Source organism: Alloprevotella rava (assembly GCF_014195585.1).
Classification (GTDB): Bacteria; Bacteroidota; Bacteroidia; order Bacteroidales; family Bacteroidaceae; genus Alloprevotella; species Alloprevotella rava.
The window spans coordinates 420,224-446,235 of record NZ_JACICA010000001.1 but is presented as its reverse complement, the minus strand read 5'-3'; the positions used below and the strand labels follow the sequence as shown (position 1 = coordinate 446,235).

Genomic DNA, 26,012 nt, shown 5'->3' with positions numbered 1-26,012 from the left:
GGAGCAGCGGGAACGGCAGCTGCTGCAGGACAAGTGGCTGCAGGCGTTGCAGCAGGCGCAGACTGTTGAGCCTGAATTTTCTTTTCTTCTAATTCGCTCATGCCTCTTCCTCCTGTTTAATGATTTCGTTTGCCTGTTTTGCTATCTCAGAACGGCTCATAGGATCTTTCTGCTTGCGATTAGCAGTACCGAAGAAGTTTTCGGCTTTCACTATACGCTGCAATTGCATCATGCCATAAAGGAAGCTTTCAGGACGCGGAGGGCAACCAGGGACATAAACATCAACGGGGATGATTTCGTCAACGCCCTTCACTACGTGATAAGATTTCGTGAATGGACCTCCGGCTACGGCACAACCGCCAATAGCCACGACATACTTAGGATCGGCCATCTGATCGTAGAGACGACGCAGAACAGGGGCCATCTTGTAAGTAATAGTACCATTCACCAAGATTACGTCAGCTTGACGAGGACTGTTACGTGTCACCTCGAAGCCGAAGCGAGCAATATCGTAGCGTGCCGCACAAACTGCCATAAATTCGATACCGCAACAGCTCGTAGCGAACGTTAGCGGCCAGAGAGAATTAGAACGGCCCCAGTTGATCAAATCGTCAAGCGACTTCACAACCACATTGGCTCCGTTTTTATTCAACTCTGCAACGAGTTCCTCATAGGTCTCGTTGTCATTGAACTCCTCGTAAGGAATGTTCTTGATTTTGGGCCTTTTCAGTTTCATTCCCATTTCAATGCTCCTTTCCTCCAGGCATAAGCCAAGCCCAGAACTAAGACAAACAGGAAAAATCCGACTACCACCAAACCCATCAGACCGAGACTTTTCATCACCACAGCCCAGGGAAAGAGGAACATCGTTTCCACATCGAACATAAGGAAGAGAATAGCGAACAAGTAGTAGCCAATGCGGAACTGCATCCATGCACCTCCACGAGTCGGAATACCACACTCGAAAGCCTCATCCTTCTGCGCGTTGAAGCTGCGTGGTGCCAACAGATTGGCCAACACCGTAACAACACCCACAAACGCCAGACCCGTCACGATAGTCGTGACAAATAAGGTAAAGTTCATAGCTTTAATGTGTTATTTATAAATTTAGTTGAAGTTCTCTGGTAAGACGCCAAAGCACAGTAAGAATATCTCGCAGGTTGAGTGAGAAGCAAAAAAATGCCGCCTACCTCCTGACGGAAGAGACGGATACGACGAATCAGCGAAAGGGCACACTTGTCCTCCGCTTCAACCTGAACATTTTCAAGCGATGTGTTGCAATCACACCGAATGATAGAGAAATTCTTCACTTCTTTTCGTCTTATAGAGTGCGAAGGTACGAAGAATTATTGGGAAAAAGAAATTTATACTACCATCTATACCCCTCTCTTTCTTCGCCTTTGAGCTATTTTTCTCTGGTCTTTAAGCTGTTATCCACTTGTCTTAATTTCTAAAAAAACATGAACAAGAAGCATTACTTCTTCTCTTGCCATTATTTCTTTTATCTAAATGGGCTACCAAATCTGATTATAAACAATCGTTTTTCATACTTTATAACGGTTCACGTCTCTCCTTTAAAGGATTTCTTTCTGCTCTTTTCTGAAGAGTTTACCAGCAAATTATCACGTAGCTTTGTATATTTGCAACACAAAAACGTAGTAACCAATGAAATTTACGCCACAAATAGCTATCATTACAGCAAACCCACTGGAAGGAAGAGGACTTGCCGAAATGATTAAGCGAATGATGCCAATGGGCGAAGCATGCATTTTTCACGACTTTGAAGAAATGCAAAAGGAGAACAATGGACAATTCTTCCACTTCTTTATTACTGGTCACGTTCTCTTACAACACTCCGCATTCTTCACCCCTATATGTCATCGCACCATTGTCTTAATCAATGGTACTGATACTGGCTGCATCCCCAATGCCTTTCGCACTATTGACACACATCAAACTGAGACAGACTTCACACGACAACTGCTCAGCATCTTCCACAGTGGACATGGTGCCAACTCGCAACTTCCTCGCCCGCGCAGCCTCCCCACTCCGCTCACTCCGCGCGAAACGGAAGTGCTCCACTTTGTAGCCATGGGGCTTATCAATAAAGAAATTGCGGAAAAGCTAAACGTGGGCCTTACGACTGTTATCTCTCACCGCAAAAACCTTACTGAAAAACTTGGCATCAAATCTGTTAGCGGCCTTACTGTCTATGCTGTCATGCATGGCATTGTAAAATTAGAGGATATTTAAGATATAAGTAAAAAGCCACATACTTATATATCATCGAATCATGCACCATATAGAGAAGCATGATTCCTTATTTTCATATAATCTTTTGAGACTCTTGTAGCATTTTCTGATCTATCAGCCGAGATATAGTTGCAATGAATTAAATAAGAGTGTATATTTGCAAAGAAAGTCACACTATGATATACTCTCTTGAATATAAATCTATAACTATAACGCAATTATTTTAATTACTCATCTTAAATTTTAAATGCTTATGGATCAGAAACATTACTCCGCATTTCTATCAATTTTATTGGTACTATGCTATTTCACATCTCAGCCTGTACAGGCACAGTCTAAGCTAACGTATGTGGCCGACGGAAGTGTTCCCATACAAAGTTTTTCTGTACGTACTATCAATCCCAACACAACAGTAACAGTAAAATTTCCCGATGGAATTGTTGCCGAGGCTGTGAGCGACAACGACTACCGGCTCACGAAGTTTGCACATCGAATCAAAGATGTCCCTGCTCCTTGGACTATAGAAATAACTGTTGAAGGAATTGCTTCTTTCGCCTCACAACAAACAGGTATTACAAAAGTAGACCTTACAGGGTGTAAAGAAATCAAACGACTCACGCTACCCTATCAAAATCTTGAAAGCATAAACCTTTCCGGACTCGAGGAAATGGAGGAACTTTACCTCCATGGTAACACAAAACTAAAAGCTTTAGATGTTACTGATCTTACCGAACTTAAAATTCTGAACATCTCCAACACTGAGGGATTGATTCCAGAAGGCTTAAATCGTTGTACAGCACTTAACTACCTGTACGCCTACAACTCTTCTTTAAGCAACCCCGACCTCTCGGCGCTAACAGAACTACAAGTTCTTGATTTGACAAATACAAAGACCTCATCCATAGATCTTTCTAAAAACACAAAGTTGCAAAGTGTTGAATTAACAGACAACCTCTTAACAGACGCGAACTTATCTACACTGAAAGATTTGATAAAATTAAATATCAATGGCAATAAGCTGCAACACATTGATCTTAGTCAGAACGCAAAGCTCGTTGAACTCAATGTAAGCAACAACCAACTTCAAACACTCAACATTGTCCTAGATTCATTAACTTCTTTGGACTGTGGTGCTAACAGACTTCCTATTTCTCAGTTGCCAATGCGAGGAAACTTATCTACTTATATCTACTGGCCTCAAAAAGATTTTATGGTAGCGCAGCAAGTAGAAGTAGGCAAACCTTTAGATTTAAGTCAAGAAGCAGAAGCTACAGGCGTTGCACAAAGCAAGAAAAAAACGGACTTCTTTGTGTATGATTCTGAAGGAAATATGCTATCAGAAGGCGATAATTATACCTGCACTAATGGTATCTTCACTTTCTCTAAAGCATTTGATAAAGCACTCCGAATAAAGATTAAGACCGCCGCTTTCCCTAAACTAAAAGATAAGGCGGCTCTCTATAGCACATACTTTAAAGTCGTATCTCCCACTACAGGAGTCAGCTCCCCTACCACAGCTAAAGACCCATATTTTTCCACAACTCCAGGTCACTTAACAATCGTTCTCACAGATAAATCAGCGTCTGTGCGCATCTACCAACTTAATGGTAAATGTACCACAAAAACAACGATTGAACCGAACAGTCCTCTATCGGTAGCACTACCACAAGGCGTTTATCTTGTTCTTATCGGCAACAAATCTTTCAAGGTCATTATTCCATAATCAAAATCCTCCTATTGGAAATTGCACAACCTTTACACATACAAAATAAGACAAGTAGGAATCATATAACAAAACAAGCGAAGTCGGAGGGAATAGACCTTAGACTTCGCTTTTGTTATGGGAGAAAAACACGGATAGCAGTAAACGTGTCTTATAGGTTTTATGGGTTGGTTTCGCCTTCTATAAAGTTCTCCATGAAGATGTGCTCTCCATCAAAAACGGCGTAGGTAAACTTATCAATCCAATCACCGAGAATGAAGAGGCGCGACTCTCTTTGGAGATGTAAATCCAATTCTATGTGGCGATGCCCAAAGATAAAATAGTTGATATTGGGATGTGTTATCAGATATTTCTTTGCAAAAACAACAAGTTCTTCTTTGTCCTCACCAAAGAAAGGAGGTTCGCCACCTTCTACTTCGTGTTTCCGTCGAGAATGCTCAGCCCATTTCAAGCCAAACCACATACCCCAACGGGGATGTACACTGGCAAAGAGACGCTGACAAAGGCTATTGTGAAACACACGGCGAAGCATCATAAATTTCCTATCAGAAGTGCCAATGCCATCACCATGTGCCAGATAGAACAAACGTCCACAAATCTCTGTCACACAAGCAATATCGCGATGAACAATCATGCCACATTCTTCTTCAAAGTAGTTGTGTACCCACAAGTCGTGGTTGCCCGTGAAGAAATGTACTTCCACACCATTATCCGTCAGTTCACTAATTTTCCCCAACAAGCGCGTATAACCTTTGGGCACTACGTATTTATATTCGTGCCAAAAGTCGAAGAGGTCGCCTAAGATGTAGATCGCCTCGGCTTTATCCTTAATGGAGTCGAGAAAGTTGACAATGCGACGCTCGTGCATACGGCGGTGTGGTATAGCCCAGCTGCCCAAGTGCGCATCAGATAGAAAATAGACGTTCTTCATTTCGCAATATTTTACATCAAACCTAATTCGAGTTTTGCCTCTTCCGTCATCATGTCTCTGTCCCATTCTGGTTCAAAGACAACGTTGACGAGAACTTGCGTCACGCCCTCAACGGCATTGAGCTTAGTATGGACATCTTCCAATATAAAGTCGGCTGCGGGACAACTGGGAGCTGTGAATGTCATGTCCACATCCAGTTGGCCGGTTTCCTGCAAATCGATGCGATATATCAGGCCGAGGTCGTAGATATTTACGGGTATTTCGGGATCGTAAACAGTTTTGAGCACCTCCACGATACGTTCTTCAATCTTGGTCTTTTCTTCTTGTGTCATTATAATCTGTATATGGAGCAGAAGGCCCTTAAAGCCGTCCTGCTTGGTTGTAACTAAAATAAGTGCGGTCGCCCATAATGATATGGTCGATAAGGCGAATATCCATCATCTCTGCCGCACGTTTCACTTTCATTGTGAGAAGATCATCTTGCTGGCTCGGGCTTGTGCTACCACTGGGGTGGTTGTGACACATCACAATGGCTGTTGCCTTAGCCAGTAAGGCTTCGCGCAGCAACACCCGAACATCCACTGCCGTGGCCGTCAGCCCACCACGCCCGATGCAGATATCGGAGATGAGAGAAAGGTTTTGACGGAGTAGCAATATGTGGAACTCTTCCACGGTAAGGTCCTCCATACGCGGAAGGAAGTATTCGTAGAGCACCTCAGGACTATTGAGTACCACATCTGCCGAAGCGGGTTCTTGCGCCCTCCGCTTTCCCAACTCGCACGCTGCAAGAATGGTGATAGCTTTTGCCTCCCCTATTCCTTTGTAGCGACACAATTCTGCAATCGACATACGTCCCAATCTGCGAAGACTACCATTGCAATCCTTCATGATGCGTTGCATCAGACTCACGGCACTTTCCTGCGGCGTACCGCTACCAATGAGTATGGCAAGGAGCTCGGCAGGCGTCAAGCGCTCAGCACCTTGTGCCGACAATTTTTCGCGCGGTCGGTCGGCTTCGTCCCAATTCCGAATAGTGAGCGAGTGCTCTTTGTCAGAAGGAGACTGCTCCTTCGGGCTTTGGGAAAGCACTGCGGGGTGAATGTCGATGCTTATGTCGGGAGTCATTCGTCTTTAGATTCCTACTGCCAAAGAGGCGGTATATGCTATTTGTAAAAATTCTTCTTGAAAGCTTCAAACTCTCCTCTACCCAAAACGCAACGCTGCCACCAGGCACGAATGAAACCGCTACCGTACCCTGTGAGTTGAACAAAAGCAGCGGCAATAGAGCGCAGCCCAACGCCCAAACTTTTGTTTTGTAGAGTTGAATCAACGCAAATGATGAGCGAATAGAGCATGAGTGGAAGCAGTCCAAAGCAAACGAGATGCCCGCCAAGAGGGCTGCAATTACTAAAAGATGCAGCTATGGGACAATCCGTTGAGTGGCAAACGAGCACGCCCCACGCCATGAGGAGAAGGCCCACCAGGATAAGAAACAACAAGAAACCTACGCCCAGAGTGAAGACCATGGGGAGCAGGTGTACAAGTTTGAGCGTACCAGGGTGACGCTTGGTCAGATTGATACGTGCAATACCTGAATTATGAACTTGTTTGAAAAACTTCTTCAAATCGGTCCGACGCTTATGCCACACCCATGCCGTGGGGAATAGGAGGGCTTTGTAACCATTCTCGAAAATGCGGGTGGAAAAGTCGATATCTTCTCCGAAGCGCATTTTGCTGAAGCCTTCGAGCTTTTGGTAAACATCAGTACGTACGCCCATATTGAACGAGCGAGGATAGAACTTGTCCATCTTCTTTTTCCCGCCACGAATACCGCCTGTTGTGAAGAATGATGTCATAGCATAGTTGATGGCTTTCTGCATCGGACTGAAACTTTCGTGGGCACGATCTGGACCGCCAAAGGCATCACAAGGATGCTGCGTGAGTTCAGTTTCAACAGCCGATAAATAGTCAGCAGGAAGCACTACATCAGAGTCGAGAATGAGTACATATTCTCCGTGTGCTCGCTCAACGCCATAGTTGCGCGTCTGGCCTGGACCAGAATTGGGCTTTAGGAAATAGTGTACGTCAAGCCGTCCCGCATAGTTTTCCACAACATCGTGACACGGAACGCTGGATCCGTCTTCAACGACAATGACTTCAAAATCCTTTAAGGTCTGTTCGCAGAGCGAAGCCAACAATTCATCGACTTCGTCAGGACGGTTGTAAACTGGAATGATGAACGAATACTTCATAAACGCAAAGATACAAAGACAATTGAAACATGACAAAGTTTTTACCTTCCTTTTCGGCCACACTATCGCTTGCAGAAATCTCCCCTCAAAATAAAGATAGAAATTGTCCTATTTTTCGGTTCTAAAAAAAGGTATATACCTATTCAAAAACGCCCTTATTGTATCGGCGGACACAATAAGGATGTCAGCTGACGCAATAAGGATATTTTAAAACGCAAGTATTGTATTTTTACACACCTATAACTTGCTAATAAACAAGCATAAAGAATCCCGAAGAACTTCCATCCCCCGGGATTATAGTTTAGCCAAATTGTCGGATTAAGACTTATTTCATTTCTTCAAAATCAACGTATTCTCCTTCATCTCGCTGATATATTTTCTGTTCTTTCTGCTGCGATTCTTGCTGATGGGTGTGCTGCTCTTCGCGTGTATTCTCTCCTGTGAATCGGCCTGCTTGCTTGTTCATTCCAAAAAGGAAATGACTCAAACGGAGTACAGGCAAAAGAACGATAGCAAAGAGAGTGAGAAAAAGAGCGCCTAAGCAGCCTAATAGTTGTGTCATAATCTAATTTCTAAATGTTGTATCTGACGTCGTAAAAGGGCAAATCGTATGCCAAACAAGAGGTTCTACTGTTTAGAAAGCTTATTGTTTATTACAGAAACAATAATATAAAATGGTATGATAACCACAAATGCAGCAAGACCTAAGATGGCTATCAAAATAGCACTAAGGAGAATGAACACATAGCGTAATTCGTTGTGCTTCCATCCGAAACTCTTGAACTTAAGGGCGAACATGGGTATTTCGCTTACGAGCAGATAACAGCTAATAAAGATTCCCACAATCAAAGCGTAGGGAAGCCATGGCTCAGCGGAGAGCGAAGCGGGTAAAGTAACAATAAATGTGGCCCAGAAAAGAGCATTGGCAGGTGTGGGGAGTCCGATAAATCCCATAGTTTGGCGTTCGTCAAGATTGAACTTAGCTAATCGCAAAGCACTGAAAGCAGCAATGAGGAAGGCCAAGTAGGGAACGTAAACAAGAAGGTCACCGTTTCCGGCCATGAAATAAGAGCTAAGCGTGGAGAATACAAGAGCTGCTGGAGCAAAGCCAAAAGTGATGACATCGGCAAGTGAATCGAGCTCTTTCCCTATGGGGGAGGAGACTTTCAGTAGGCGCGCGGCAAAGCCATCGAAGAAATCAAAAATTGCACCAACAACGATAAACGTTAGAGCTGTGCTATATTCACCTTTGAAAGCGAAATAAGTGGCAATACAGCCTGAGATGAGATTGCAACAAGTGATGGTGTTTGGAATATGCTTCTTCATTTCTTAATTGTACTATATGATGAATAAAAATGATGCAGAAAAGGTTGCCTGTGCAACCTTTTCTGCATGATAGAATAAATATGTCTTAGGGATTGAGCTTTCCAATAATGGTTTGGTTACCCATAACGGTTTGCCCAACTTCCACGTTGATTGTAGTGCCTAAAGGTAGGAAAACATCAACGCGTGAACCAAACTTAATAAAACCCATGTGTTCGTCAATATAACACTCTTCGTTTTCGTGTGCATAGGTCACAATGCGACGGGCTACAGCACCTGCTATTTGGCGAACAAGAACTTCCTGACCATCGGGTGTCTCAATGACAATGGTGCTACGTTCGTTTTCTGTGGACGACTTTGGCAACCATGCCTTATAGAAGTTGCCATTATGATGCTTCACCATCTTCACAATGCCTTGCACTGGAAACCAATTGGCATGAACATTGAAGAGTGACATAAAGATACTAACCATTATGCGGCGATCGTGGAAATATTCGTTTTCCTCAACCTCTTCTACTACTACAATTTTTCCGTCTGCACCGGCCACAACATTATTCTCAGGATCGTCCGTAAAGACACGGATGGGGCATCGGAAGAAATTGATGATAATACCATAAACAATGAAGCTTATAGTCAGGAAAATGTAAAAAGGAACTAATGAAGTTTCGTTCAAAAAGTAGTAAAGAAGGCCGTTGATAAGCGCCAAGATACAAAAACCAACGATGAGCGTGGGATTTCCTTCATGGTGCAGGCGAATGGTCTTGATATGTTTCATATTGGTTGGGAGCTAAAATGTGACCGAATAACGCATTCGGACATTAACTTAGGTGCAAAGTTAGCAAAAATAAATAAATACTCTTTTAAGATGGAATTTTTCTGCCCTACTATAAGCCTACTTTCACCGCAGAATATACGGTAAACAAACATCAAGTTGGCTTTAGTCGCCCAGCAATAACTGATACTTGGTTTCATACGTGGTAATAAAAACAGAGCTGTGCAGCACATAGAAAAAGCCGCCTCCCGAGGGAAGCGGCTAAACGTATAATTGCGGTAGGATGTGTTATGCTACTTACACACCTTGCTGCTTGAGATAAGCTTCAGCATTTTTAGCGACAGCATTCTCAGGGTCAACAGAAAGGAGGTCGTTAGTAACACGACGTGCATCCTGCAACATATCCTTGTTGATGTAATAGAAAATCAGATAACGATCTGCTTCTGTGCGAGCACTCTTCACGTCTTCACTCTTACCTGCGCGCTGGAGAACTTCTTCGTAGAGTTCGCGAACCTTATCCTGCGGTTTGCTTGAATCAGTGATATTGATACGAGCACGCATCAACACAGCTTGATAATTATCGGGAGTACGTTCTGCAATAGTCTGGAAGAGTTCGTCACCTGCTTTGAAGTACTCTGCCTTCTTCTCTGGGCTAAGGGAGTTCTCTTGGCTTGCAGCAGCATAGATTTCGCCAAGGCGGAAGCTATCTGTCATTTGTGCTTTATCACCAAGAATACTCAGATATTTCTGGAAGATACCAAGAGCTTCTTCAGGCTGATGATTACGACGGTAGAGCATTGCTAATTCCTTATAACTGGTTGCCTTCGCTGAATCTTTTTCGATAGCTTTCTTATAGTTTGTGATAGCAGTAGGAAGATCGCTGTTCTCTGAAGCATAGTTTGCTGCGTATTCGTAGTCAAGAGAAATGTAGAGAGAATCAGCGAAGCGTTTCTCTGTGATATACTTTATACTCTCTTTAGCTTTGTCAAGCTCGTAGTTATTTACATCAGCAAAAAACTGCATACGAGGGAAGATAATATCATTCGGATCGAGCGGAGCAAACTGTACTGCTTTTTCTTTCAAATCGAAGAATTCAGCAGTAGAATACAAGCTCAAGCAATAGTTCTCAGCTGCACGAACGTCGATATTTTCTGGTTTTACGGCCGCAAAATATGCTTTATAGCTGGCTACTGCGTCCTTGAACTTATCAAGATTATAGTTGATATCGCCCAACTGCTTGTCAACCTCAACATCATTAGGCTCAAGAGCTTTAATCTTATTGAGCATCTCAATAGCTACTGCGGGATTTACGTTCTTATAAACGAAAGCATTGGCACGCATAGCCGTAATATTGTTAGGCTCATAAGCGAGAACCTCGTCATACTTCTGACCGGCACCACCATAATCCTTACGAAGCATAGCTACCTGACCTGCAAAGAAAAGGCCGGGAACAAATTTGGGATCGTTCTGATAGATTTGCTTCGCACACATATTGGCGCACGGATAAATCTTTTCATTGAGAAAGAAGTCGCCCACATCAATCAATTTCTGATTGTTGTTCTTAACGCTTCTCATCATTTTTTGGAATACAGTGAAAGCCTTGTCTGGATCGCTAAGCTGAAGATCTAGCACCTGTTGTGCCTGAGTTGCCATTTCTCCACTAAGCGGGTTAGCTGTGTAGCCCTTGTCCATCTGTGCACTTGCCGATACGCCAACGAAGAGCATCGCTGCGAGTGCTAAACCTTTCAGGAATTTACTTTTCATATTATCTAACATTTTTATTGTTTCACAATAAGACCGCCTTATATTGCAGACGGTAAGAATAACTATCTTTTATGTACTTTGTCTTCTTTTTACTGAAGATATAACTGCAAAAATAGTAAAAATCTTCGTAGTGGATAACGTTTGAGAGTTTTTTTGGACTTTATAACGTTAATCAACTGATTATTGAGCAGTATGCACACTTATATAGTTTAACAAAATCTTTACTTAATATTCACGTTGCGAATCTGTACTGGCATAACGGGTAGCAACTGACTATTGTTGCAGAAGATCAACTGACCTTTTTGCCCTTTCAACCAGAAATAAAGGAGCTTAGGCATAGAACGATCACGTGGGTCAGTAGTAATGGTATAAACGGAACGAACCAGTGGGTATTGCCCCATAGCAACGTTGTATTGGTAAGGACGATAGAATTGTGGGTACTCTTCATCGGATCTAGTTACAAGCATCACTCTGACATCGAGAGAGTTGAAATTGGGCAACACGTTCTCGCTCTTTCCGCGCAACCAGTCCGTACCAACAACTCCGATTGCATTTGGATTTTCCTTGACAGCTTCAATAACTGCCGTATTACTGCCTTGAGCATAAAGATTTCCCTTGAGTTCCTTGCCGCCACAAAGACTATCGCGCATATAACGAACGGTACTTGAACCTGAATTATCGAAAACTAGACTCAACTTCCCTTTTTTCTGGCTATCACGAAGCTGGCTCCAATCAGTAATCTGTCCACTCACAATCTTTTTGACTTCACTAAGGCGAATGGTGCTATCGGGATTACTCTTATTTATAATAAGCGCAAAAGCCTCACTGGCAATCATAGATTGTGAGGCACTATGACCCGCTTGCTGAATTTTCTGAAGTTCGCGCTCTGTTAATTTGCGAGTTACTACAATGGAACGCAAACTATCATCAACAAGCAAACGAAAGGCAGAATCTTCGCTGCAATACAGGGGCAACAAATTAGCTTGTACGTGAGACAAACCAAACTGCTGCAACTGTTCTGCCATAATAGGTTGAAAGGTTTCATCTATTGCTATCTTTACATCATTAGATGTCAGCCAACTATTATCTGCTTTCTTATTGCCACCACAGGAAGCTAAAAGCAGAAGAGTAGCAGTAAACAACAAAATTTTCTTCATTCTCTAAATTTTATTTGTTTGCCGCAAATTTACATATTTATTTGTAAGTAACCACAACAGCCATAATTCAAAAAAAGAACAGTCCTCAAAAAGAGAACTGTTCTTATATAGAGACAGATATGAATCAGATTAGTTAATCTTGAAACGCACAGGGAGGGTGTACCAAACTGGAACTGGGTGTCCCTGAGATTTTGCAGGAATGAAGCGCGGGAGAGAACGAATAGTCTTGATTGCTGCTTGATCGCACTCACGAGAGAGACTCTTCTTTACCATTACGTCGCTAACAGAACCATCCTTATCAACCTTGAAACGAAGCACTACAGTACCTTGTAATTCTTGTTCAAGAGCGATTTCTGGATACGTCACGTGGCTATTAACGTAGTTGATAAGAGCTGCTTCACCACCAGGGAAACTTGCCTGAACTTCTACGAGGGCATTATCAACAACTTCTTCCTGCTTGGGAGGAATAGTAGTACCACCAGTGCGCTGGTTGTCCTTCAAGTCGTCGATATTGATACCATTCTTAGAGTCACCAGCATAGTCTTGAGATGCAATAGCGAAGTTGGACTTACCTACTTCTTTCTGCGTCTTCAATTCCTTAGACTTATCAACGAGGTTATCGTCGACAATCTTAGGAACTGTAAAAGCAATAGAAGCCTTTACAGCAACTTTCTGAACGTCAGGTTTTGGCTCTTCTTTCGGTTTCTCGATTTTCTTTTCTTCTTTCTTCGGGTCTTCTTTCTTTAGCTGACTAAAAGCTGTTGCTTGTTCATTGTCGCCCAAATCTGCCTTCATAGCCTTCTTCACCTCTGCACGAACAAAGGCTCCAACAATAATTGCTACGAGGACGAGGATTACAATAATCACAGATTTTAATTGGCGACTCCCCGACTTGGCACGCAGACGATAAGCACCGTAGTCTTTATTACGTCCCTCAAATACCAGGTCGCACCAATCTTTGGCGGTCAAATTGACTTTAGACATAGTTTTTTGATTTTACTTATCGTTTTACTTACCATTCAGACGATCGATCTTAGCCTGATCTGAACCATCGAATTTATCAATTACATACTTACCAATGCTGCAAATCTGCATTTCATCGAGCACATCAATAAGGTCTTTATAAGAAGCCTTATCAGAGGGCTTAATGATGACGCTTGGCGTATCATCAGAGTTACGGATATCATCAAGAGCTGCCATATACTGCTGCTTAGCTGCAAGAGCCTTCTTAGGGTCTGAACTTTGCTGCGTATCAAATTTTGCTTTCAAAGCTTTCACACGCAGCTGAGCAGCTGCGTTAGCTTCCATTAGGACAGCACGAATCCCTTCTTTACCATACGTAGTACTCTTCAGGTTGTCTTCTGTTGGCTTACCCTTGAAATAGTAGAGTTCACGATTCTCACCAATAAGAATAGTGATAGCCTTAGATTCTGCAATCTGAGAGCGATTTTGCTCATTAATATTCTCCTTATTTGAAGGCATCGTAATTTTCATCGTCTGCGGCTTCATCAAAGTTGTACACAACATGAAGAATGTCACGAGCAACATGATCATATCCACCATCGGCGTAAAGTCGACGCGGGCATTCATTTTCTTTTGTTTACTTCCAGCCATAATCATTCATGTTTTTAGTCGCCAACTTTTTTGAGGTCCGTAATAAGATTATAACGATCCTCTTCAATGCCGCGAAGTGAATTCATAACCTGTTTAATTACAGCATAAGAAGTTTTCTGGTCTGCCTTAATGGCAAGGCCCATTCCTTCACCAGCCGTGGTACGGGCTGCTTTGACCCAGACACTCAGTTCGTCATTCACACTGTCGCATGGAATGCCTGCTGAGGGGTCTTCCAACAAGGCATTGCGCTGAGTTTCAGGGGCATCGAGCCAGCTCTTGATCAAGTTTAGCGGAGCGCCAAACGTTGGAGCGTTAGCAAATGCTTTCATTTCAGCTGCATTCAGTGTAGGAAGTTTGCCTTCTGATATCATCTCTTCAGCCAAGGCGGTCAACCGTGAGGGGTCGTCCATAGTCATAAAGACTTTGCCTTGTGGATTGACAAAGATGGTTAGCAAATTCTTCTCAGGAATCTTAATTTCTGAAACAGAACCCGGAGTCTGTACCTTAATAGGTTCTTGCTTTACGAACGTTGCAGTAAGCATAAAGAAGGTAAGCAGCAGGACCATGACGTCGCTCATAGGTGTCATATCTATGAACGTGTCTTGTTTTTTTACTTTAAATCGTCCCATTGTTGTTTGCTTTTGATTGATAAGAGGTTGTCTGCCCTTATTTTTATAATATGGCCGACAACTGTTGTCAACCAGTTACCTTATTTATGATTTAGTGCGTTGCGTTGAAAGTTTGAACAATAGAGAAGCCAACTTCGTCAAGAGCGAAAGTCAGACGGTCAATCTTGTTAGTGTAGTAGTTATAAGTAATAACTGAGAGAGCACCAGTTGCAATACCAGAAGCAGTATTTACAAGTGCCTCAGAAATACCTGTTGCAAGTGCAGAAGAATCAGCACCACCTTCGCCACCACCCATGGCAGAGAAAGAACGGATCATACCAACAACGGTACCAAGAAGACCGGTCAACGTACCCAGCGTTACAATAGTACCAACGATGGGGAGGTTTTCCTGCAACATCGGCATTTCGAGAGCTGTAGCCTCATCGAGAGCTTTCTGGATAGAGAGTACTTTCTGGTCCTTATCCAACTCAGTGTTAGCATCCATTTCTTTATACTTTGCAAGCGTTGCACCAACAACGTTAGCAACAGAACCACGCTGCTTATCGCAAAGAGCCTGAGCCTTTACAAGATCTTTCTGCTGAAGAGCTACTTTGATATCAGCAACGAACTTAGCAAGGCTAGTGCGGCCATAAGCATTGCGAATAGCAAAGAAACGCTCGATAGCAAAAGCCAAAACAGAGAGAAGCATTGTCCAAATCAGAGGTACGATGAAACCACCTTTGTAGACAGTGCCAATCAAGTCACCAGTGATAGGCTGAAGTTCGCCGTCAACTTGGAACATGAAACTCTTACCAGTTTCAACACCACCTTGGAAGTGACTAACTGCACCAAACACAAAAAGGAAGATGCCGATTGCAATCACGAAGCAGCAAAGAATCACTGCAAAACCGGACTTGATGCCCGTGAAGCCCTTAGACTGAGAAGCCTTGGGAGCGCTCTTAGGAGCGGTTGCACCTTGTGGTGCAGTAGCATTTGTTGTTGCCATTTGTTTGTAAAATTTAGTTGATTATAAATTAATTATATTGTCTTTTAATCACTTAGAATCTCGACAGTCGTAACGACAGCCAATAATTGGAAGCAAATATACATAAACTTTCATACATATTGCAAACTCCGCATTAAAAAGTACAAGTTTTTTTGATTCATCCCCGAATTGCGTTGGTATTATTCTTTCTTCATACAATAAACCCAATATTCTCTTACCAATAAAAAGTTATTTTTTGTTGTCACGTTGTCACAGATTACGAAAACTCTCTGATTGACAATCTTTTATAGAGTGTGACAACAAATTTTCATTCCTTTTTTGTTGTCACACCGTTGTCACGCATATAACACAAACTATTTCAACACTTTAGCCGCCAAGTGTGACAACAAAAAACAACACATAGGAAATAGCATTCCTACTCATAAATGCCTGCAATCCTTATTGTAGCCCTCACCACAATAAGCGTATCAGCTGGCGCAATAAGGCTATCAGCCGACATCCTTATTGCATTTCCAAACACAATAGTACTGTCCCCAGCGGGACACATCGTGCGTAATCGCGAGTGATGCCCGAATGGCGAACCCGTGGGAGAAGTGGCAAATCCTATTTCCGACACTAAAGGTGTCGCACAGCCCCACTTCTACTCATACACCTCTTCACTCATCTACGTTTGCAGTGCAAAGCTCCTACAAAAATCCGCAATACCGACTTAAGGATATTGCGGAGAGAAAAAGAGGGTTCATCCCAAAAATGTACAGGTATTTATGAATAAAGAAAACTACCAACACCATTTGGGATGAACCGAAAAAGTAGCCACATTAAATTTATGAATCAGTATAGCACTAAGCTAAGATTTATGAATGAGTAAGTATTAGTAATATTTTCAAAAAAACAGTATCTTTGCCCTTGTAAAATCTAACAAAATTAGAATTGTTATGGAAAATATCGACTGGTCGAACCTGAAATTCGGTTACATGAAGACGGACTACAACGTTCGCTGCTACTATCACAATGGCGAGTGGGGTGAGATTGAGGTAAGCTCCGAAGAGAACATCTCTCTTCACATGGCTGCCATCTGTCTCCATTATGGACAAGAAGCGTTTGAAGGTCTCAAAGCTTTCCGCTGCCCTGATGGCAAAATACGCATCTTCCGCATGGAAGAAAATGCAGCACGTATGCAATCCACAAGTCGAGGTATCGAAATGGCAGAAATGCCCACCGATAAGTTCTGCGAAATGGTCAAAAAAGTGGTACGCCTCAACGAGCGTTTCATCCCTCCCTACGAGAGTGGTGCAGCACTTTACATTCGTCCCTTACTCATAGGTATTACACCTGATGTGGGGGTGAAACCAGCACAGGACTTTTTGTTCATCATCTTCACCACGCCTGTAGGCCCCTACTTCAAAGGAGGATTTGCCACTAACAATTATGTCATTATGCGTGATTACGACCGTGCGGCTCCGCTCGGAACTGGTTGCTACAAGGTAGGCGGTAACTATGCTGCTAGCTTGAAAGCGAACATTACGGCTCATAAGGCTGGGTACGCAGGAGAATTCTATCTTGATGCAAAAGAAAAGAAATATATAGATGAATGTGGTGCGGCTAATTTCTTTGGTATAAAGAACAACACCTATATCACACCAAAATCTTCTAGTATTCTGCCTTCCATCACAAATAAGAGTCTTCAACAGATCGCCCTCGACTTGGGCTTAAAAGTAGAAGCTCGTCAAATACCAGAAGAAGAACTTGCGACCTTTGAAGAAGCTGGTGCATGTGGTACTGCAGCTGTCATCAGCCCTATCAATCGTATTGACGACCTCGAGAAAGGACTCCAATATCAAATTGCAAAAAATGGAGAACCTGGCCCTATCTCAACAAAACTCTATACCACATTGCGCAACATTCAATACGGCATAGAAGAAGATCGTCACGGATGGGTCACAATTCTCGACTAATCACTGAAATTGCAAGAAAATCTCTACACTAAGAGTAAAAAAATAAAGATGAAATATCCTACGCTCATAATAGGTCTTTTGGCTGCCTCCGCTCTATTACCTGCTTGTAACGGGCAGAAGAATGACAAGGAGAAAGAACTGGCCGAACTCCGACAGTTGGCTGAACTTGATCGGCGCGAGATGGAGAATCAGTATGCCGAATACGCTGCTCAATACGGTGAAATGAAAAAGACGGTCAAGGACGATAGTCTGCAAGCTCGCCTCAACGCAGAGCAACTACGCGCCGAACGCTTGTTGGCAGAACTGAAGAACACAAAAGCAACAAGTTCTACAGAGATTCTCAGGCTCAAGAAAGAGTTAGCCACCGTGCGTGCCGTTCTGCGCGACTATATTCGCCAAGTTGACTCTCTCCAACAAAAGAATATCCGCTTGACTTCAGAACGTGATGCTGCACGTGCCGATGCTGCTCTCTCCCACCAACAAAATGAGGCGCTAGCAACAAGCAATCAGCAACTCAAAGAAACGGTTGAAGTGGCAGCTCAGCTCAATGCAACAAGCATCAGTGTCACACCCCTCAAAAAAAATGGGAAACCAGGAAAAAAGACAAAGGATATTAAGAACTTTGTTGTCAATTTCAACATTGCGCGCAATGTCACGGCAAAAACAGGCAATCGCACTGTTTATGTGCGCCTCTTGAAACCGAATCAAAACGTTTTAGGAGCTTCTGGAAGTTTCAACTACGAGAACAAGAGCATACAATTCAGTGCTTCTCGTCAAGTTGAATACACCGGCCAAGACACACACGTTTCTATCTATGTTCCAGCAAACGAATACTTAGAACCTGGTACCTATTCTGCCTATATCTTCTGCGATGGTCAAATGATCGGTAGCGGTAATGTAGCAATGAATAAGTAGCTTCTACTAGAAACTTTGGAGTTTTATAATTTTTGCCAATAAGCTCTAAACCTTATTTTCATCCGCAACGCCTTCTATGGGGCGTTGCGGATATTTTTTTCTTGTACTATCTATTTTTATAAAAAGGTCTCCACACTATACTATTTGTGTAGAGACCTTTAGACTTTATTTGTATCTAAACAAGTTATTCTGCTTCAGCAGCAGGAACTGTCTGACGGTAATAAGCGAGTTGTTCTGGAGTCATATTCATGATGAAAGCATGATGCTTAGCAACTTCTGCTACAACATGATTAGCATAAACGTGAGCACTCTTGGCGAAGAGGTCGGGACGTTCATTAGCATTGTAGAGCAGGAGGTGGAGCATAATAGTATCCGCAGCAATCTCTACAAGATGGCGTGCACAGATATCGTGAAGTTCCTGATCTGCTGCTTCCTTCACCTTAGCAGTAGCTTCTTCGAGCTTATCAGCCATTGTCTTAGCAATGGTTTGCAACGGCTGGAGATCGGCACTCAGTTGAGCCGTTTCGAACTCACGGCATTGAGCTAAATAAGAACCATTGGTGACGTAGCGAATGGCAGCAACTACCTGCAACTGAGTTGTACCTTCATAGATGCTTGTGATACGTGCATCGCGATAGTAGCGCTGAAGAGCATAATCCATCATGAAGCCAGAGCCACCGAGAATCTGGATACCATCATATGTATTCTGGTTAGCATATTCAGAGTTCATACCCTTTGCCAGCGGCGTGAGACTATCAGCAAGTTTTGCGAAAGTCTTCTGTTCTTTGCGCTCTTCCGGCTCAAGTTTGCGCTCACGAGCGATATCTTCGAGAGCCTTGTAGATATCAACATAGCGGCTGCACTGATAGAGCAATGCACGACCAGCATCCAATTTGGCTTTCATCAGCGCCAGCATATCGTAAACAGCAGGGAAGTTGATAATTTTCTTACCAAACTGCTCACGATCCTTAGCGTAAGAAAGTGCCTCATCGTATGCGCCTTGAGAGATACCTACACTCTGAGCAGCAATACCAAGACGAGCACCATTCATCAGTGCCATGACATACTTGATAAGTCCGAGTTTACGATCACCACAAAGTTCGGCGTGTGCGTTCTTGTAAACAAGTTCGCAAGTGGGACTTCCATGAATACCCATTTTATTCTCAATACGACGCACATTCACGCCACCTTGACGCTTGTCGTAGATAAACATGGAGAGACCACGACCGTCCGTTGTGCCTTCTTCTGAACGAGCCAAAACAAGGTGAATATCAGCATCGCCATTGGTAATAAAACGCTTCACACCATTGAGCAACCAGCAACCTTCTTCTTCGCTATATGTAGCTTTCAGCATCACACGCTGCAAGTCTGAACCAGCATCAGGCTCTGTCAAGTCCATTGACATGGTTTCGCCTGCACACACACGAGGAATGAAGCGAGAGTGCTGATCTTCGTTACCAAACTCATAGAGCGTTTCGATACAGTCCTGTAAGCTCCAGATATTACCGAAACCGGCATCCTTCGCAGCAACAATTTCAGCACACATCGTGTAAGGAGTGATGGAGAAATTGAGACCGCCAAAGCGGCGCGGCATCGTCATACCGTTCATACCAGCACTCACCATCGCCTGCAGATTGGCTTCAGTGCCCGAAGCATAACGAACGCGATCGCCTTCATGGTGAGGACCTTCGAGATCTACCCCTTCAGCGTTATCGGCAATGGTAGTGGCAGTAATCTCGCCAACGATGTCGAGCACGCGATCGTAGCTGTCCATCGTGTCGGCATAGTCCAGCGGTGCGTAATCAAATTTATCTTTGTCTGCAAAGTTGCGCTCTTTCAGCTCAACGATGCGCTTCATGAGAGGATGGTTCAGCTCGAACTTCAGTTCCTCATGATCGCTATAACAATTTGCCATATCTCTTACTTGCTATTTTCTTTGTAATACTTAATAAGTTTGGGAACTACTTCCTCTACTGAACCCGTGATGACGTAATCAGCAATTTTATTGATAGGTGCTTCGGGATCAGTATTGATGGAAATGATGATGCCGCTCTCTTGCATACCTGCAACGTGCTGAATAGCACCGCTGATACCGCAAGCAAAATACACCTTTGGACGTACTGTTACACCTGTCTGACCAATCTGCAGTTCGTGTTCACAAAAACCTGCATCGACAGCAGCACGACTCGCACCAACTTCACCATGAAGCTCTTCAGCCAATTTGCGGAGTAAGTCGAAACCTTCTTTGCTACCAACGCCGTAACCACCAGCTACAACGATTGGAGAGGATTTCAGATTGTTCTTAGCCTTCTCTACATGACGCTCCAGAACTTTCACAATATAATCCTCTGCAGGAACAAACTTAGCAACATCTTCATAGATAACTTCTCCCTTATATTCGGGATCAACTACCTCAGCTTTCATCACGCCACTACGCACCGTAGCCATTTGAGGACGGTGATCGGGATTAACAATCGTTGCAACAATGTTACCACCAAAAGCAGGACGAATCTGATAGAGCAGATTATCGTAATGCTTACCAGCTTTCTTATCGTCGTAGTCGCCAATCTCAAGCGCTGTACAGTCGGCAGTAAGACCGCTAGTAAGCGAGCTTGAAACACAGGGACCGAGGTCACGTCCGATAACAGTAGCACCCATCAAACAAATCTGTGGTTTCTCTTGCTTGAAGAGATTCACGAGGATGTCCGTTTGGGGCTTCGTTGTGTAAGGATAAAGACCTTCTGCATCAAACACGTGGAGTTTGTCAACACCATAAGAAAGAATTTCTTTCTCTACATGTCCCTTGATACCAGCACCAGCAACGATAGCTTCGAGCTGTACGCCTAACTGATTCGCCAACTTACGGCCTTTTGTCAGAAGTTCAAAGGAAACTTCCTCTACCGTAGTCTTATCTATTTCGCAATATACAAATACGTTATTCATTGTTTCCTTTTTAAATTATCCGATTGTATGGCTATCTAACAATTCTTTTACAAGGCTCTCTACGTCGGCATCAGCCGCTGTGAGCTGCTTACTTTCTTTAGCCTTGAAAACGATATTCTGAACGGCTTTCACCTTTGTAGGAGAACCAGAAAGACCGCACTGCTCAAGGTCGCCATCAACATCGGCAACGCCCCATTGCGTCACAGTCAAATAAGGTTTCTTATCGTACTCTTCTGCATAGGGTAAACCTTCTGCGGGGCGCTCCATAGGAGCCATAGCGCGCTTATACTTCATCACAAGTTTAGCATTGCGCGGACGACAAGGAGCTGCATCGCCATTCACAGTGAGCAAGAGAGGCAGCGGTGCCTGCACACGCTCAACACCGCCATCGATGTGACGCGTAACCGTGATTTGTCCATCCTTAATCTCATCGATACTCGTGACATAAGTGATTTGGTTTAGGCCAAGTTTCTGAGCCACCTGCGGCCCTACCTGAGCTGTGTCACCATCAATGGCTTGACGACCACCAATGATAAGATCGGGCACACCAATCTTGCGAATAGCCATTGAAAGAGCATAGCTCGTGGCGAGAGTATCAGCACCAGCAAAAGCTCTATCTGTCAGCAGATAACCTCCATCTGTTCCACGATAGAGACCTTCTCGAATCACTTCAGTAGCGCGAGGAGGACCCATTGTCAAAATATGGATGGTTGAACCTGGATTCTGATCTTTAAGACGCAGAGCCTGCTCAAGAGCGTTCAAATCCTCGGGATTGAAAATAGCAGGGAGGGCTGCACGATTCACCGTGCCTTGCGGCGTCATGGCATCGGGACCCACGTTGCGAGTGTCGGGTACTTGTTTAGCAAGTACAACGATTTTAAGACTCATATTAAAAGTTGTTAGTTGATTTATCTAAAACTATCGAATTAATTCGGCGCAAAATTACGCATTTTATATAAGTAGAGCAAGTTTCCTTATTCTTTTTTGCGCACTGCGACTCTTTTTGTGCGATTGTAACATTTTTTCTAAAAGAACTTAGCTCATCATTATTACTGACAGTTCTGAAAACAGAACAAGGTGCAACACGTATATGATATAAAAGGTGTATTTTTGTGCAAACAATAATAAGAGAGATATATGAAAATAGGAGATCGCGTTAGATTTCTCAACGAAGTGGGTGGCGGCACTATTGCTGGTTTCCCCAGTAAGAAGACTGTGCTCGTCACAGATGAGAGTGGTTTTGACATTCCCGTTTTAGTGACGGATGTGGTAGTTATTGAAACAGACGACTACAATATTGTTCGTTCTCCCAAGGAGGAAGCGAAGTCTAAAAAACAATCTGAAGCCAAACAACCCGATGCGTATATTCACTGTAACGACGATGAGGAAGAAGAGGACGATAGACCGATCACCTTTCGCCCACGCCCTTTGGAACGCCGCGGAGCAGATGTTCTCAATCTCTTCTTGGCTTTCGTTGCTCCTAAAGGTTTAGATGCTTCTGACACCTCGTTTGAGGCTTACCTCATCAACGATAGCAATCTCTATATTCAATTTATTTTGCTCAATCAAGATGGAAAGGCGTTCACGGTTCGTCATGCGGGAGTCGTTGAGCCGAACACTAAACTTTTCTTAGAGGAGTTTCTACGCTCCGAACTCAATGATTGGGAAAAGGTGACAATACAAGCCATTGCTTACAAGCAGGACAAGCCTTATCGCCTGAAAAAGCCTATTGATGTTTCTTTACGTTTGGAGGGAGCAAAATTCTATAAGTTGCACACCTTTACGCACAACGATTTCTTCAATCTGCCTGCTCTCATCTTCGATATTGTGCGCGACGACAAACCAGCCCGCAGCATCTTCATAGATGTTGAAGACGTTAAAGAAGCAATTATAGAAACTAAACAGCCCGAACACATTCTGCGCCAACCAGCGCGCACAAATGCTCAACCAGCAGATGAACCGATTGAGGTTGATCTCCATGCAGATGAAATTCTCGACACTACGCGCGGAATGGAGTCAAAAGATATTCTTGACTATCAGCTAAAAGTTTTCCGCGAAACAATGGAACAAGAAAAGAAGCATAAGGGACAGAAGATTGTGTTCATTCATGGTAAAGGAGAAGGGGTTCTGCGGAATGCTCTCCTCAAAGAGTTGCGCTCACACTACAAGGAATGCCGCTACCAAGATGCCAGTTTCCGCGAATACGGATATGGGGCAACAATGGTCATTATTGGATAAGAAGGAAATCATCTCCTTTCTATCGAAGGTGAAAATAAAAAACGAGACACAAACTTATTGCGAACCGATTCGCTGTAGTTTGTGTCTCGTTATATATAAGGCAAAAGCCTAATACTATCTTTATCGCTGGATATATGCTAGTACATCGCCTTTGGCAACGTGACCCCCTTGCTTAGCTGCAATCTCAACCAATTTACCACCGAGAGCTGCGGGGATTTCGAGAATCTGACCGTGGTTGTTCTCAATATAGCAGAAGAAGTCACCTTCCTTGTATTGCTTACCGATGTACGGCTCAATGCTCTGAACATTTTCGCCATCGCCATTGATTTCCCACAGAACGATACCTGCTTCAGGAGCAACAACAGCATCTGCGTTAGCATGCTTCAAAGCCAATGCCTCTTCGGGAGAAACACCCTTGCTCATGGCCTTATCCTTGGCTGCTTGAAGATCGGCGAAGAATTGCTTCTTAGCTGATCCGTCCTTGTAAGCGCGATACTGTGTCTCATGCATGGCAAACTCGTAGAGCTCTTCATCGTCAAGACCCAGCTCCCAACCGTTCTCTTCCATTTCCTTGCGGAACTTATCGAGACAATTCGGATAGAGTTCGTGCGGGTTGCCTGTATAGAACTCACGGTTCTGCTCTTTTGCAAGCGCAATAATTTCGGGAGCAACTTCTCCAGGCAACTTACCAGACTTACCTAGAATCATACCCCACATGTTTTCGTCCATCATGGAGAAACGTGGCTTACCCATTGATTCCGTGAGGAGGTTCATCAAGGCAATATTCTTAACATACTGGCTGAAAGGTGTCACCAAAGGAGGATACCCTACGCGAGGCCATACATAGCCCACTTCATCAAAGAGTTTAATAAGGAGTTCATCCTCTGTGTAAGCCGGCTCACCGTTCTTTTCGCGGTTGTTATTGATTGCTTGCATCGCACCCTTGAGGTCGGCCATCATTGAACCCATCATACCGCCAGGCAGACCACAACCTAAGAGCAATGAACTCATGAAGTGGTTTTGAGGATTCATGAAATAGCCCAAGAAGTCGTCGATAAACTCTTGCGTCAAAGCGCGTGCTTCCATGTAGGCTTGCATATTGATTTCGGGAACATCGAAACCATAATTCTTCAGCATACTCTGCACGGAGATAATGTCGGCGTGACCTTTACCCCACGACAGTGGCTCCATTGCCACATCGATAATGTCAGCACCATTCTTACATACCTCCAAAATGCTGGCCATGTTCAGACCCGGACCGGAATGGCTATGGTACTCGATGATAATATCTGGGTGCTTAGTCTTGATAACATTAGTCAACTTTCCGAGCAATGCTGGCTGACCAATACCTGCCATATCCTTCAAGCAGATTTCGGGAGCACCCGCCTCAATGAGTTGGTCAGCAATGTCGCTGTAGTATTCCACCGTGTGAATCGGGGAATTAGTAATACAGAGCGTTGCTTGCGGAGTCATACCCGCTTCAAGAGCCCATTTGATACTAGGGATGATATTACGAACATCGTTCAAACCGCAGAATATGCGTGTGATGTCAACACCTTGTGCGTGCTTCACCTTGTACTGCAACTGACGGAGATCGTCAGGACAAGGGAACATACGGAGAGCGTTGAGACCGCGGTCGAGCATGTGCGTTTTGATACCCACTTCGTTGAAAGGCTTTGTAAACGCGCGCACTGCATCGTTGGGATTCTCGCCGTAGAGAAGGTTCACTTGCTCAAAAGCACCACCATTGGTTTCTACACGAGCAAAACACCCCATCTTGATGATGACAGGTGCAATGCGTTCCAGTTGGTCCTTGCGCGGCTGAAATTTACCGTAGGACTGAAACATGTCACGATAGACAAGGCTGAACTGAATTTTACGTTTTGCAGTCATATTTTATAATCGATATTTGGGTGCGAATTTAACAATTTATTTTAGCAACCAAGGTTACGCCCCCGTTTTTCGCGTCCTCTTCCCTTTACTTTTGCTATATTGAAAACTGGAATGTACAATGACCTCCTTTGTTTCGTCTCCTGCTGCAATGCCAATGGATAGGCATGAACATAGATAGAGAGCTTTCCGATACCGATAATCTCGCATTGCAAAACATGGATAAGAAAGAACTCTATTTTCTCACACCAGAAAAAACTCATTTTTTGTTGTCACGTTGTCACACAGGAGGAAATGCGTTGATAGATAGATACTTAAGTGCGTGACAACCGTGTGACAATGAAATTTTGTTGTCACACTGTTGTCACGCGCATAATAGATAGATTTTCAAATAGTTATACTCAAAGTGTGACAACGTGACGACATGACAACACAAAAACAACATATAGGGAGGAGTGAGTTTTCGCATATTTTTCGCCGTCCTTATCACATCCCCAACTACAATAAGCGCATCGGCCGACACTATAAGCCTCTCAGCTCACATCCTTATTGTATTCCCAAACGCAATAAGGCTATTTTTGATGGTAAATAGTAGAATTCATGCATTCTCTCCAGAAGTTTTTGGCTCATCCCCGAAATTCTTCAACAATTCATACATAAGTTACGAG

At 43.6% G+C, this 26,012-nt stretch carries 24 protein-coding genes; 5 read left to right on the top strand and 19 right to left on the bottom strand.

Going from position 1 to position 26,012, the window contains the following annotated elements; genetic code table 11:
- Positions 1 to 97 precede the first annotated feature (97 nt).
- Positions 98 to 742 carry an NADH-quinone oxidoreductase subunit B gene (locus FHS60_RS01720; RefSeq protein ID WP_009347473.1) on the bottom strand — a complete coding sequence of 215 codons (645 nt, stop codon included), beginning with the start codon at positions 740 to 742 and terminating at the stop codon, positions 98 to 100.
- Positions 733 to 1,083: an NADH-quinone oxidoreductase subunit A gene (locus FHS60_RS01715; protein ID WP_009347472.1), complete on the bottom strand. Its 351-nt coding sequence runs from the start codon at positions 1,081 to 1,083 to the stop codon at positions 733 to 735. Before FHS60_RS01715 ends, FHS60_RS01720 begins: the two co-directional genes overlap by 10 nt.
- A gap of 582 nt (positions 1,084 to 1,665) precedes the next feature.
- Between FHS60_RS01715 and FHS60_RS01710 the strand changes: the two genes are divergently transcribed.
- Together FHS60_RS01710 and FHS60_RS01705 are read left to right on the top strand one after the other, a co-directional pair.
- Positions 1,666 to 2,253 (top strand): helix-turn-helix transcriptional regulator, encoded by a 588-nt coding sequence (locus tag FHS60_RS01710; protein ID WP_009347471.1) that lies wholly within the window; start codon positions 1,666 to 1,668, stop codon positions 2,251 to 2,253.
- A 253-nt stretch (positions 2,254 to 2,506) separates the two neighbouring features.
- Positions 2,507 to 3,976, top strand: coding sequence for a leucine-rich repeat domain-containing protein (locus FHS60_RS01705; RefSeq protein WP_244957391.1), 1,470 nt, complete (start codon positions 2,507 to 2,509; stop codon positions 3,974 to 3,976).
- 160 nt (positions 3,977 to 4,136) lie between these two features.
- Here FHS60_RS01705 and FHS60_RS01700 read toward each other — a convergent pair whose 3' ends face one another.
- The 13 genes from FHS60_RS01700 to FHS60_RS01640 form a co-directional block, all read right to left on the bottom strand.
- Complete coding sequence (locus tag FHS60_RS01700; protein WP_183694140.1) at positions 4,137 to 4,907, bottom strand: UDP-2,3-diacylglucosamine diphosphatase; 771 nt, start codon at positions 4,905 to 4,907, stop codon at positions 4,137 to 4,139.
- A gap of 11 nt (positions 4,908 to 4,918) precedes the next feature.
- Positions 4,919 to 5,239, bottom strand: coding sequence for a metal-sulfur cluster assembly factor (locus FHS60_RS01695; RefSeq protein ID WP_183694137.1), 321 nt, complete (start codon positions 5,237 to 5,239; stop codon positions 4,919 to 4,921).
- Positions 5,240 to 5,267: 28 nt separating this feature from the next.
- Positions 5,268 to 6,032, bottom strand: coding sequence for a RadC family protein (radC, locus tag FHS60_RS01690; RefSeq protein ID WP_183694134.1), 765 nt, complete (start codon positions 6,030 to 6,032; stop codon positions 5,268 to 5,270).
- 38 nt (positions 6,033 to 6,070) lie between these two features.
- Positions 6,071 to 7,159, bottom strand: coding sequence for a glycosyltransferase (locus FHS60_RS01685; protein ID WP_183694129.1), 1,089 nt, complete (start codon positions 7,157 to 7,159; stop codon positions 6,071 to 6,073).
- 325 nt (positions 7,160 to 7,484) lie between these two features.
- The gene (locus FHS60_RS01680; RefSeq protein ID WP_009347458.1) at positions 7,485 to 7,721 is read right to left on the bottom strand and encodes a DUF4834 family protein; all 237 of its coding nucleotides are present in this window, start codon (positions 7,719 to 7,721) and stop codon (positions 7,485 to 7,487) included.
- A gap of 65 nt (positions 7,722 to 7,786) precedes the next feature.
- On the bottom strand, positions 7,787 to 8,485 hold the full coding sequence (gene pssA, locus FHS60_RS01675) for a CDP-diacylglycerol--serine O-phosphatidyltransferase (RefSeq protein WP_183694126.1): 699 nt from the start codon (positions 8,483 to 8,485) through the stop codon (positions 7,787 to 7,789).
- Between the two features lie 85 nt (positions 8,486 to 8,570).
- Positions 8,571 to 9,257: a phosphatidylserine decarboxylase family protein gene (locus FHS60_RS01670; RefSeq protein WP_183694123.1), complete on the bottom strand. Its 687-nt coding sequence runs from the start codon at positions 9,255 to 9,257 to the stop codon at positions 8,571 to 8,573.
- Positions 9,258 to 9,551: 294 nt separating this feature from the next.
- Positions 9,552 to 11,018 (bottom strand): tetratricopeptide repeat protein, encoded by a 1,467-nt coding sequence (locus FHS60_RS01665; RefSeq protein ID WP_244957390.1) that lies wholly within the window; start codon positions 11,016 to 11,018, stop codon positions 9,552 to 9,554.
- A gap of 221 nt (positions 11,019 to 11,239) precedes the next feature.
- A complete protein-coding gene (locus FHS60_RS01660) occupies positions 11,240 to 12,175 on the bottom strand; it encodes a PstS family phosphate ABC transporter substrate-binding protein (RefSeq protein ID WP_183694116.1) in 936 nt (311 codons plus the stop codon).
- Between the two features lie 129 nt (positions 12,176 to 12,304).
- Positions 12,305 to 13,159 carry an energy transducer TonB gene (locus FHS60_RS01655; protein WP_183694112.1) on the bottom strand — a complete coding sequence of 285 codons (855 nt, stop codon included), beginning with the start codon at positions 13,157 to 13,159 and terminating at the stop codon, positions 12,305 to 12,307.
- Positions 13,160 to 13,183: 24 nt separating this feature from the next.
- A complete protein-coding gene (locus FHS60_RS01650; RefSeq protein ID WP_183694110.1) occupies positions 13,184 to 13,795 on the bottom strand; it encodes an ExbD/TolR family protein in 612 nt (203 codons plus the stop codon).
- 8 nt (positions 13,796 to 13,803) lie between these two features.
- A complete protein-coding gene (locus FHS60_RS01645) occupies positions 13,804 to 14,418 on the bottom strand; it encodes an ExbD/TolR family protein (protein ID WP_009347451.1) in 615 nt (204 codons plus the stop codon).
- A gap of 91 nt (positions 14,419 to 14,509) precedes the next feature.
- Positions 14,510 to 15,403, bottom strand: a complete 894-nt coding sequence (locus tag FHS60_RS01640) for a MotA/TolQ/ExbB proton channel family protein (RefSeq protein ID WP_009347450.1) — start codon at positions 15,401 to 15,403, stop codon at positions 14,510 to 14,512.
- 923 nt (positions 15,404 to 16,326) lie between these two features.
- Between FHS60_RS01640 and FHS60_RS01635 the strand changes: the two genes are divergently transcribed.
- Together FHS60_RS01635 and FHS60_RS01630 are read left to right on the top strand one after the other, a co-directional pair.
- Positions 16,327 to 17,358 (top strand): branched-chain amino acid aminotransferase, encoded by a 1,032-nt coding sequence (locus FHS60_RS01635; RefSeq protein ID WP_262480481.1) that lies wholly within the window; start codon positions 16,327 to 16,329, stop codon positions 17,356 to 17,358.
- 48 nt (positions 17,359 to 17,406) lie between these two features.
- Positions 17,407 to 18,273 carry a hypothetical protein gene (locus FHS60_RS01630; RefSeq protein ID WP_183694107.1) on the top strand — a complete coding sequence of 289 codons (867 nt, stop codon included), beginning with the start codon at positions 17,407 to 17,409 and terminating at the stop codon, positions 18,271 to 18,273.
- Between the two features lie 184 nt (positions 18,274 to 18,457).
- On the opposite strand, the gene FHS60_RS01625 is transcribed toward FHS60_RS01630, so the two are convergent.
- From FHS60_RS01625 to FHS60_RS01615, 3 genes are read right to left on the bottom strand one after another with little or no spacing between them, the layout of a single operon-like run.
- A complete protein-coding gene (locus tag FHS60_RS01625) occupies positions 18,458 to 20,188 on the bottom strand; it encodes an acyl-CoA dehydrogenase family protein (RefSeq protein WP_183694104.1) in 1,731 nt (576 codons plus the stop codon).
- 5 nt (positions 20,189 to 20,193) lie between these two features.
- Positions 20,194 to 21,216, bottom strand: coding sequence for an electron transfer flavoprotein subunit alpha/FixB family protein (locus FHS60_RS01620; protein ID WP_183694101.1), 1,023 nt, complete (start codon positions 21,214 to 21,216; stop codon positions 20,194 to 20,196).
- 15 nt (positions 21,217 to 21,231) lie between these two features.
- A complete protein-coding gene (locus FHS60_RS01615; protein ID WP_009347443.1) occupies positions 21,232 to 22,104 on the bottom strand; it encodes an electron transfer flavoprotein subunit beta/FixA family protein in 873 nt (290 codons plus the stop codon).
- A gap of 249 nt (positions 22,105 to 22,353) precedes the next feature.
- Here FHS60_RS01615 and FHS60_RS01610 point away from each other — a divergent pair, with 249 nt between their 5' ends.
- Complete coding sequence (locus FHS60_RS01610) at positions 22,354 to 23,454, top strand: DUF2027 domain-containing protein (RefSeq protein ID WP_183694098.1); 1,101 nt, start codon at positions 22,354 to 22,356, stop codon at positions 23,452 to 23,454.
- 120 nt (positions 23,455 to 23,574) lie between these two features.
- Here the strand turns inward: FHS60_RS01610 and FHS60_RS01605 are convergent, their stop codons facing one another.
- The gene (locus FHS60_RS01605) at positions 23,575 to 25,347 is read right to left on the bottom strand and encodes an oxaloacetate decarboxylase (protein ID WP_183694095.1); all 1,773 of its coding nucleotides are present in this window, start codon (positions 25,345 to 25,347) and stop codon (positions 23,575 to 23,577) included.
- Positions 25,348 to 26,012 lie beyond the last annotated feature (665 nt).

Bases quoted from the DNA above. Each gene is read 5' to 3' on its own strand.
- FHS60_RS01720 (WP_009347473.1), bottom strand. From the start codon at position 742: ATGGGAATGAAACTGAAAAGGCCCAAAATCAAGAACATTCCTTACGAG.
- FHS60_RS01715 (WP_009347472.1), bottom strand. From the start codon at position 1,083: ATGAACTTTACCTTATTTGTCACGACTATCGTGACGGGTCTGGCGTTT.
- FHS60_RS01710 (WP_009347471.1), top strand. From the start codon at position 1,666: ATGAAATTTACGCCACAAATAGCTATCATTACAGCAAACCCACTGGAA.
- FHS60_RS01705 (WP_244957391.1), top strand. From the start codon at position 2,507: ATGGATCAGAAACATTACTCCGCATTTCTATCAATTTTATTGGTACTA.
- FHS60_RS01700 (WP_183694140.1), bottom strand. From the start codon at position 4,907: ATGAAGAACGTCTATTTTCTATCTGATGCGCACTTGGGCAGCTGGGCT.
- FHS60_RS01695 (WP_183694137.1), bottom strand. From the start codon at position 5,239: ATGACACAAGAAGAAAAGACCAAGATTGAAGAACGTATCGTGGAGGTG.
- radC (WP_183694134.1), bottom strand. From the start codon at position 6,032: ATGACTCCCGACATAAGCATCGACATTCACCCCGCAGTGCTTTCCCAA.
- FHS60_RS01685 (WP_183694129.1), bottom strand. From the start codon at position 7,159: ATGAAGTATTCGTTCATCATTCCAGTTTACAACCGTCCTGACGAAGTC.
- FHS60_RS01680 (WP_009347458.1), bottom strand. From the start codon at position 7,721: ATGACACAACTATTAGGCTGCTTAGGCGCTCTTTTTCTCACTCTCTTT.
- pssA (WP_183694126.1), bottom strand. From the start codon at position 8,485: ATGAAGAAGCATATTCCAAACACCATCACTTGTTGCAATCTCATCTCA.
- FHS60_RS01670 (WP_183694123.1), bottom strand. From the start codon at position 9,257: ATGAAACATATCAAGACCATTCGCCTGCACCATGAAGGAAATCCCACG.
- FHS60_RS01665 (WP_244957390.1), bottom strand. From the start codon at position 11,018: ATGAAAAGTAAATTCCTGAAAGGTTTAGCACTCGCAGCGATGCTCTTC.
- FHS60_RS01660 (WP_183694116.1), bottom strand. From the start codon at position 12,175: ATGAAGAAAATTTTGTTGTTTACTGCTACTCTTCTGCTTTTAGCTTCC.
- FHS60_RS01655 (WP_183694112.1), bottom strand. From the start codon at position 13,159: ATGTCTAAAGTCAATTTGACCGCCAAAGATTGGTGCGACCTGGTATTT.
- FHS60_RS01650 (WP_183694110.1), bottom strand. From the start codon at position 13,795: ATGATTATGGCTGGAAGTAAACAAAAGAAAATGAATGCCCGCGTCGAC.
- FHS60_RS01645 (WP_009347451.1), bottom strand. From the start codon at position 14,418: ATGGGACGATTTAAAGTAAAAAAACAAGACACGTTCATAGATATGACA.
- FHS60_RS01640 (WP_009347450.1), bottom strand. From the start codon at position 15,403: ATGGCAACAACAAATGCTACTGCACCACAAGGTGCAACCGCTCCTAAG.
- FHS60_RS01630 (WP_183694107.1), top strand. From the start codon at position 17,407: ATGAAATATCCTACGCTCATAATAGGTCTTTTGGCTGCCTCCGCTCTA.
- FHS60_RS01625 (WP_183694104.1), bottom strand. From the start codon at position 20,188: ATGGCAAATTGTTATAGCGATCATGAGGAACTGAAGTTCGAGCTGAAC.
- FHS60_RS01620 (WP_183694101.1), bottom strand. From the start codon at position 21,216: ATGAATAACGTATTTGTATATTGCGAAATAGATAAGACTACGGTAGAG.
- FHS60_RS01615 (WP_009347443.1), bottom strand. From the start codon at position 22,104: ATGAGTCTTAAAATCGTTGTACTTGCTAAACAAGTACCCGACACTCGC.
- FHS60_RS01610 (WP_183694098.1), top strand. From the start codon at position 22,354: ATGAAAATAGGAGATCGCGTTAGATTTCTCAACGAAGTGGGTGGCGGC.
- FHS60_RS01605 (WP_183694095.1), bottom strand. From the start codon at position 25,347: ATGACTGCAAAACGTAAAATTCAGTTCAGCCTTGTCTATCGTGACATG.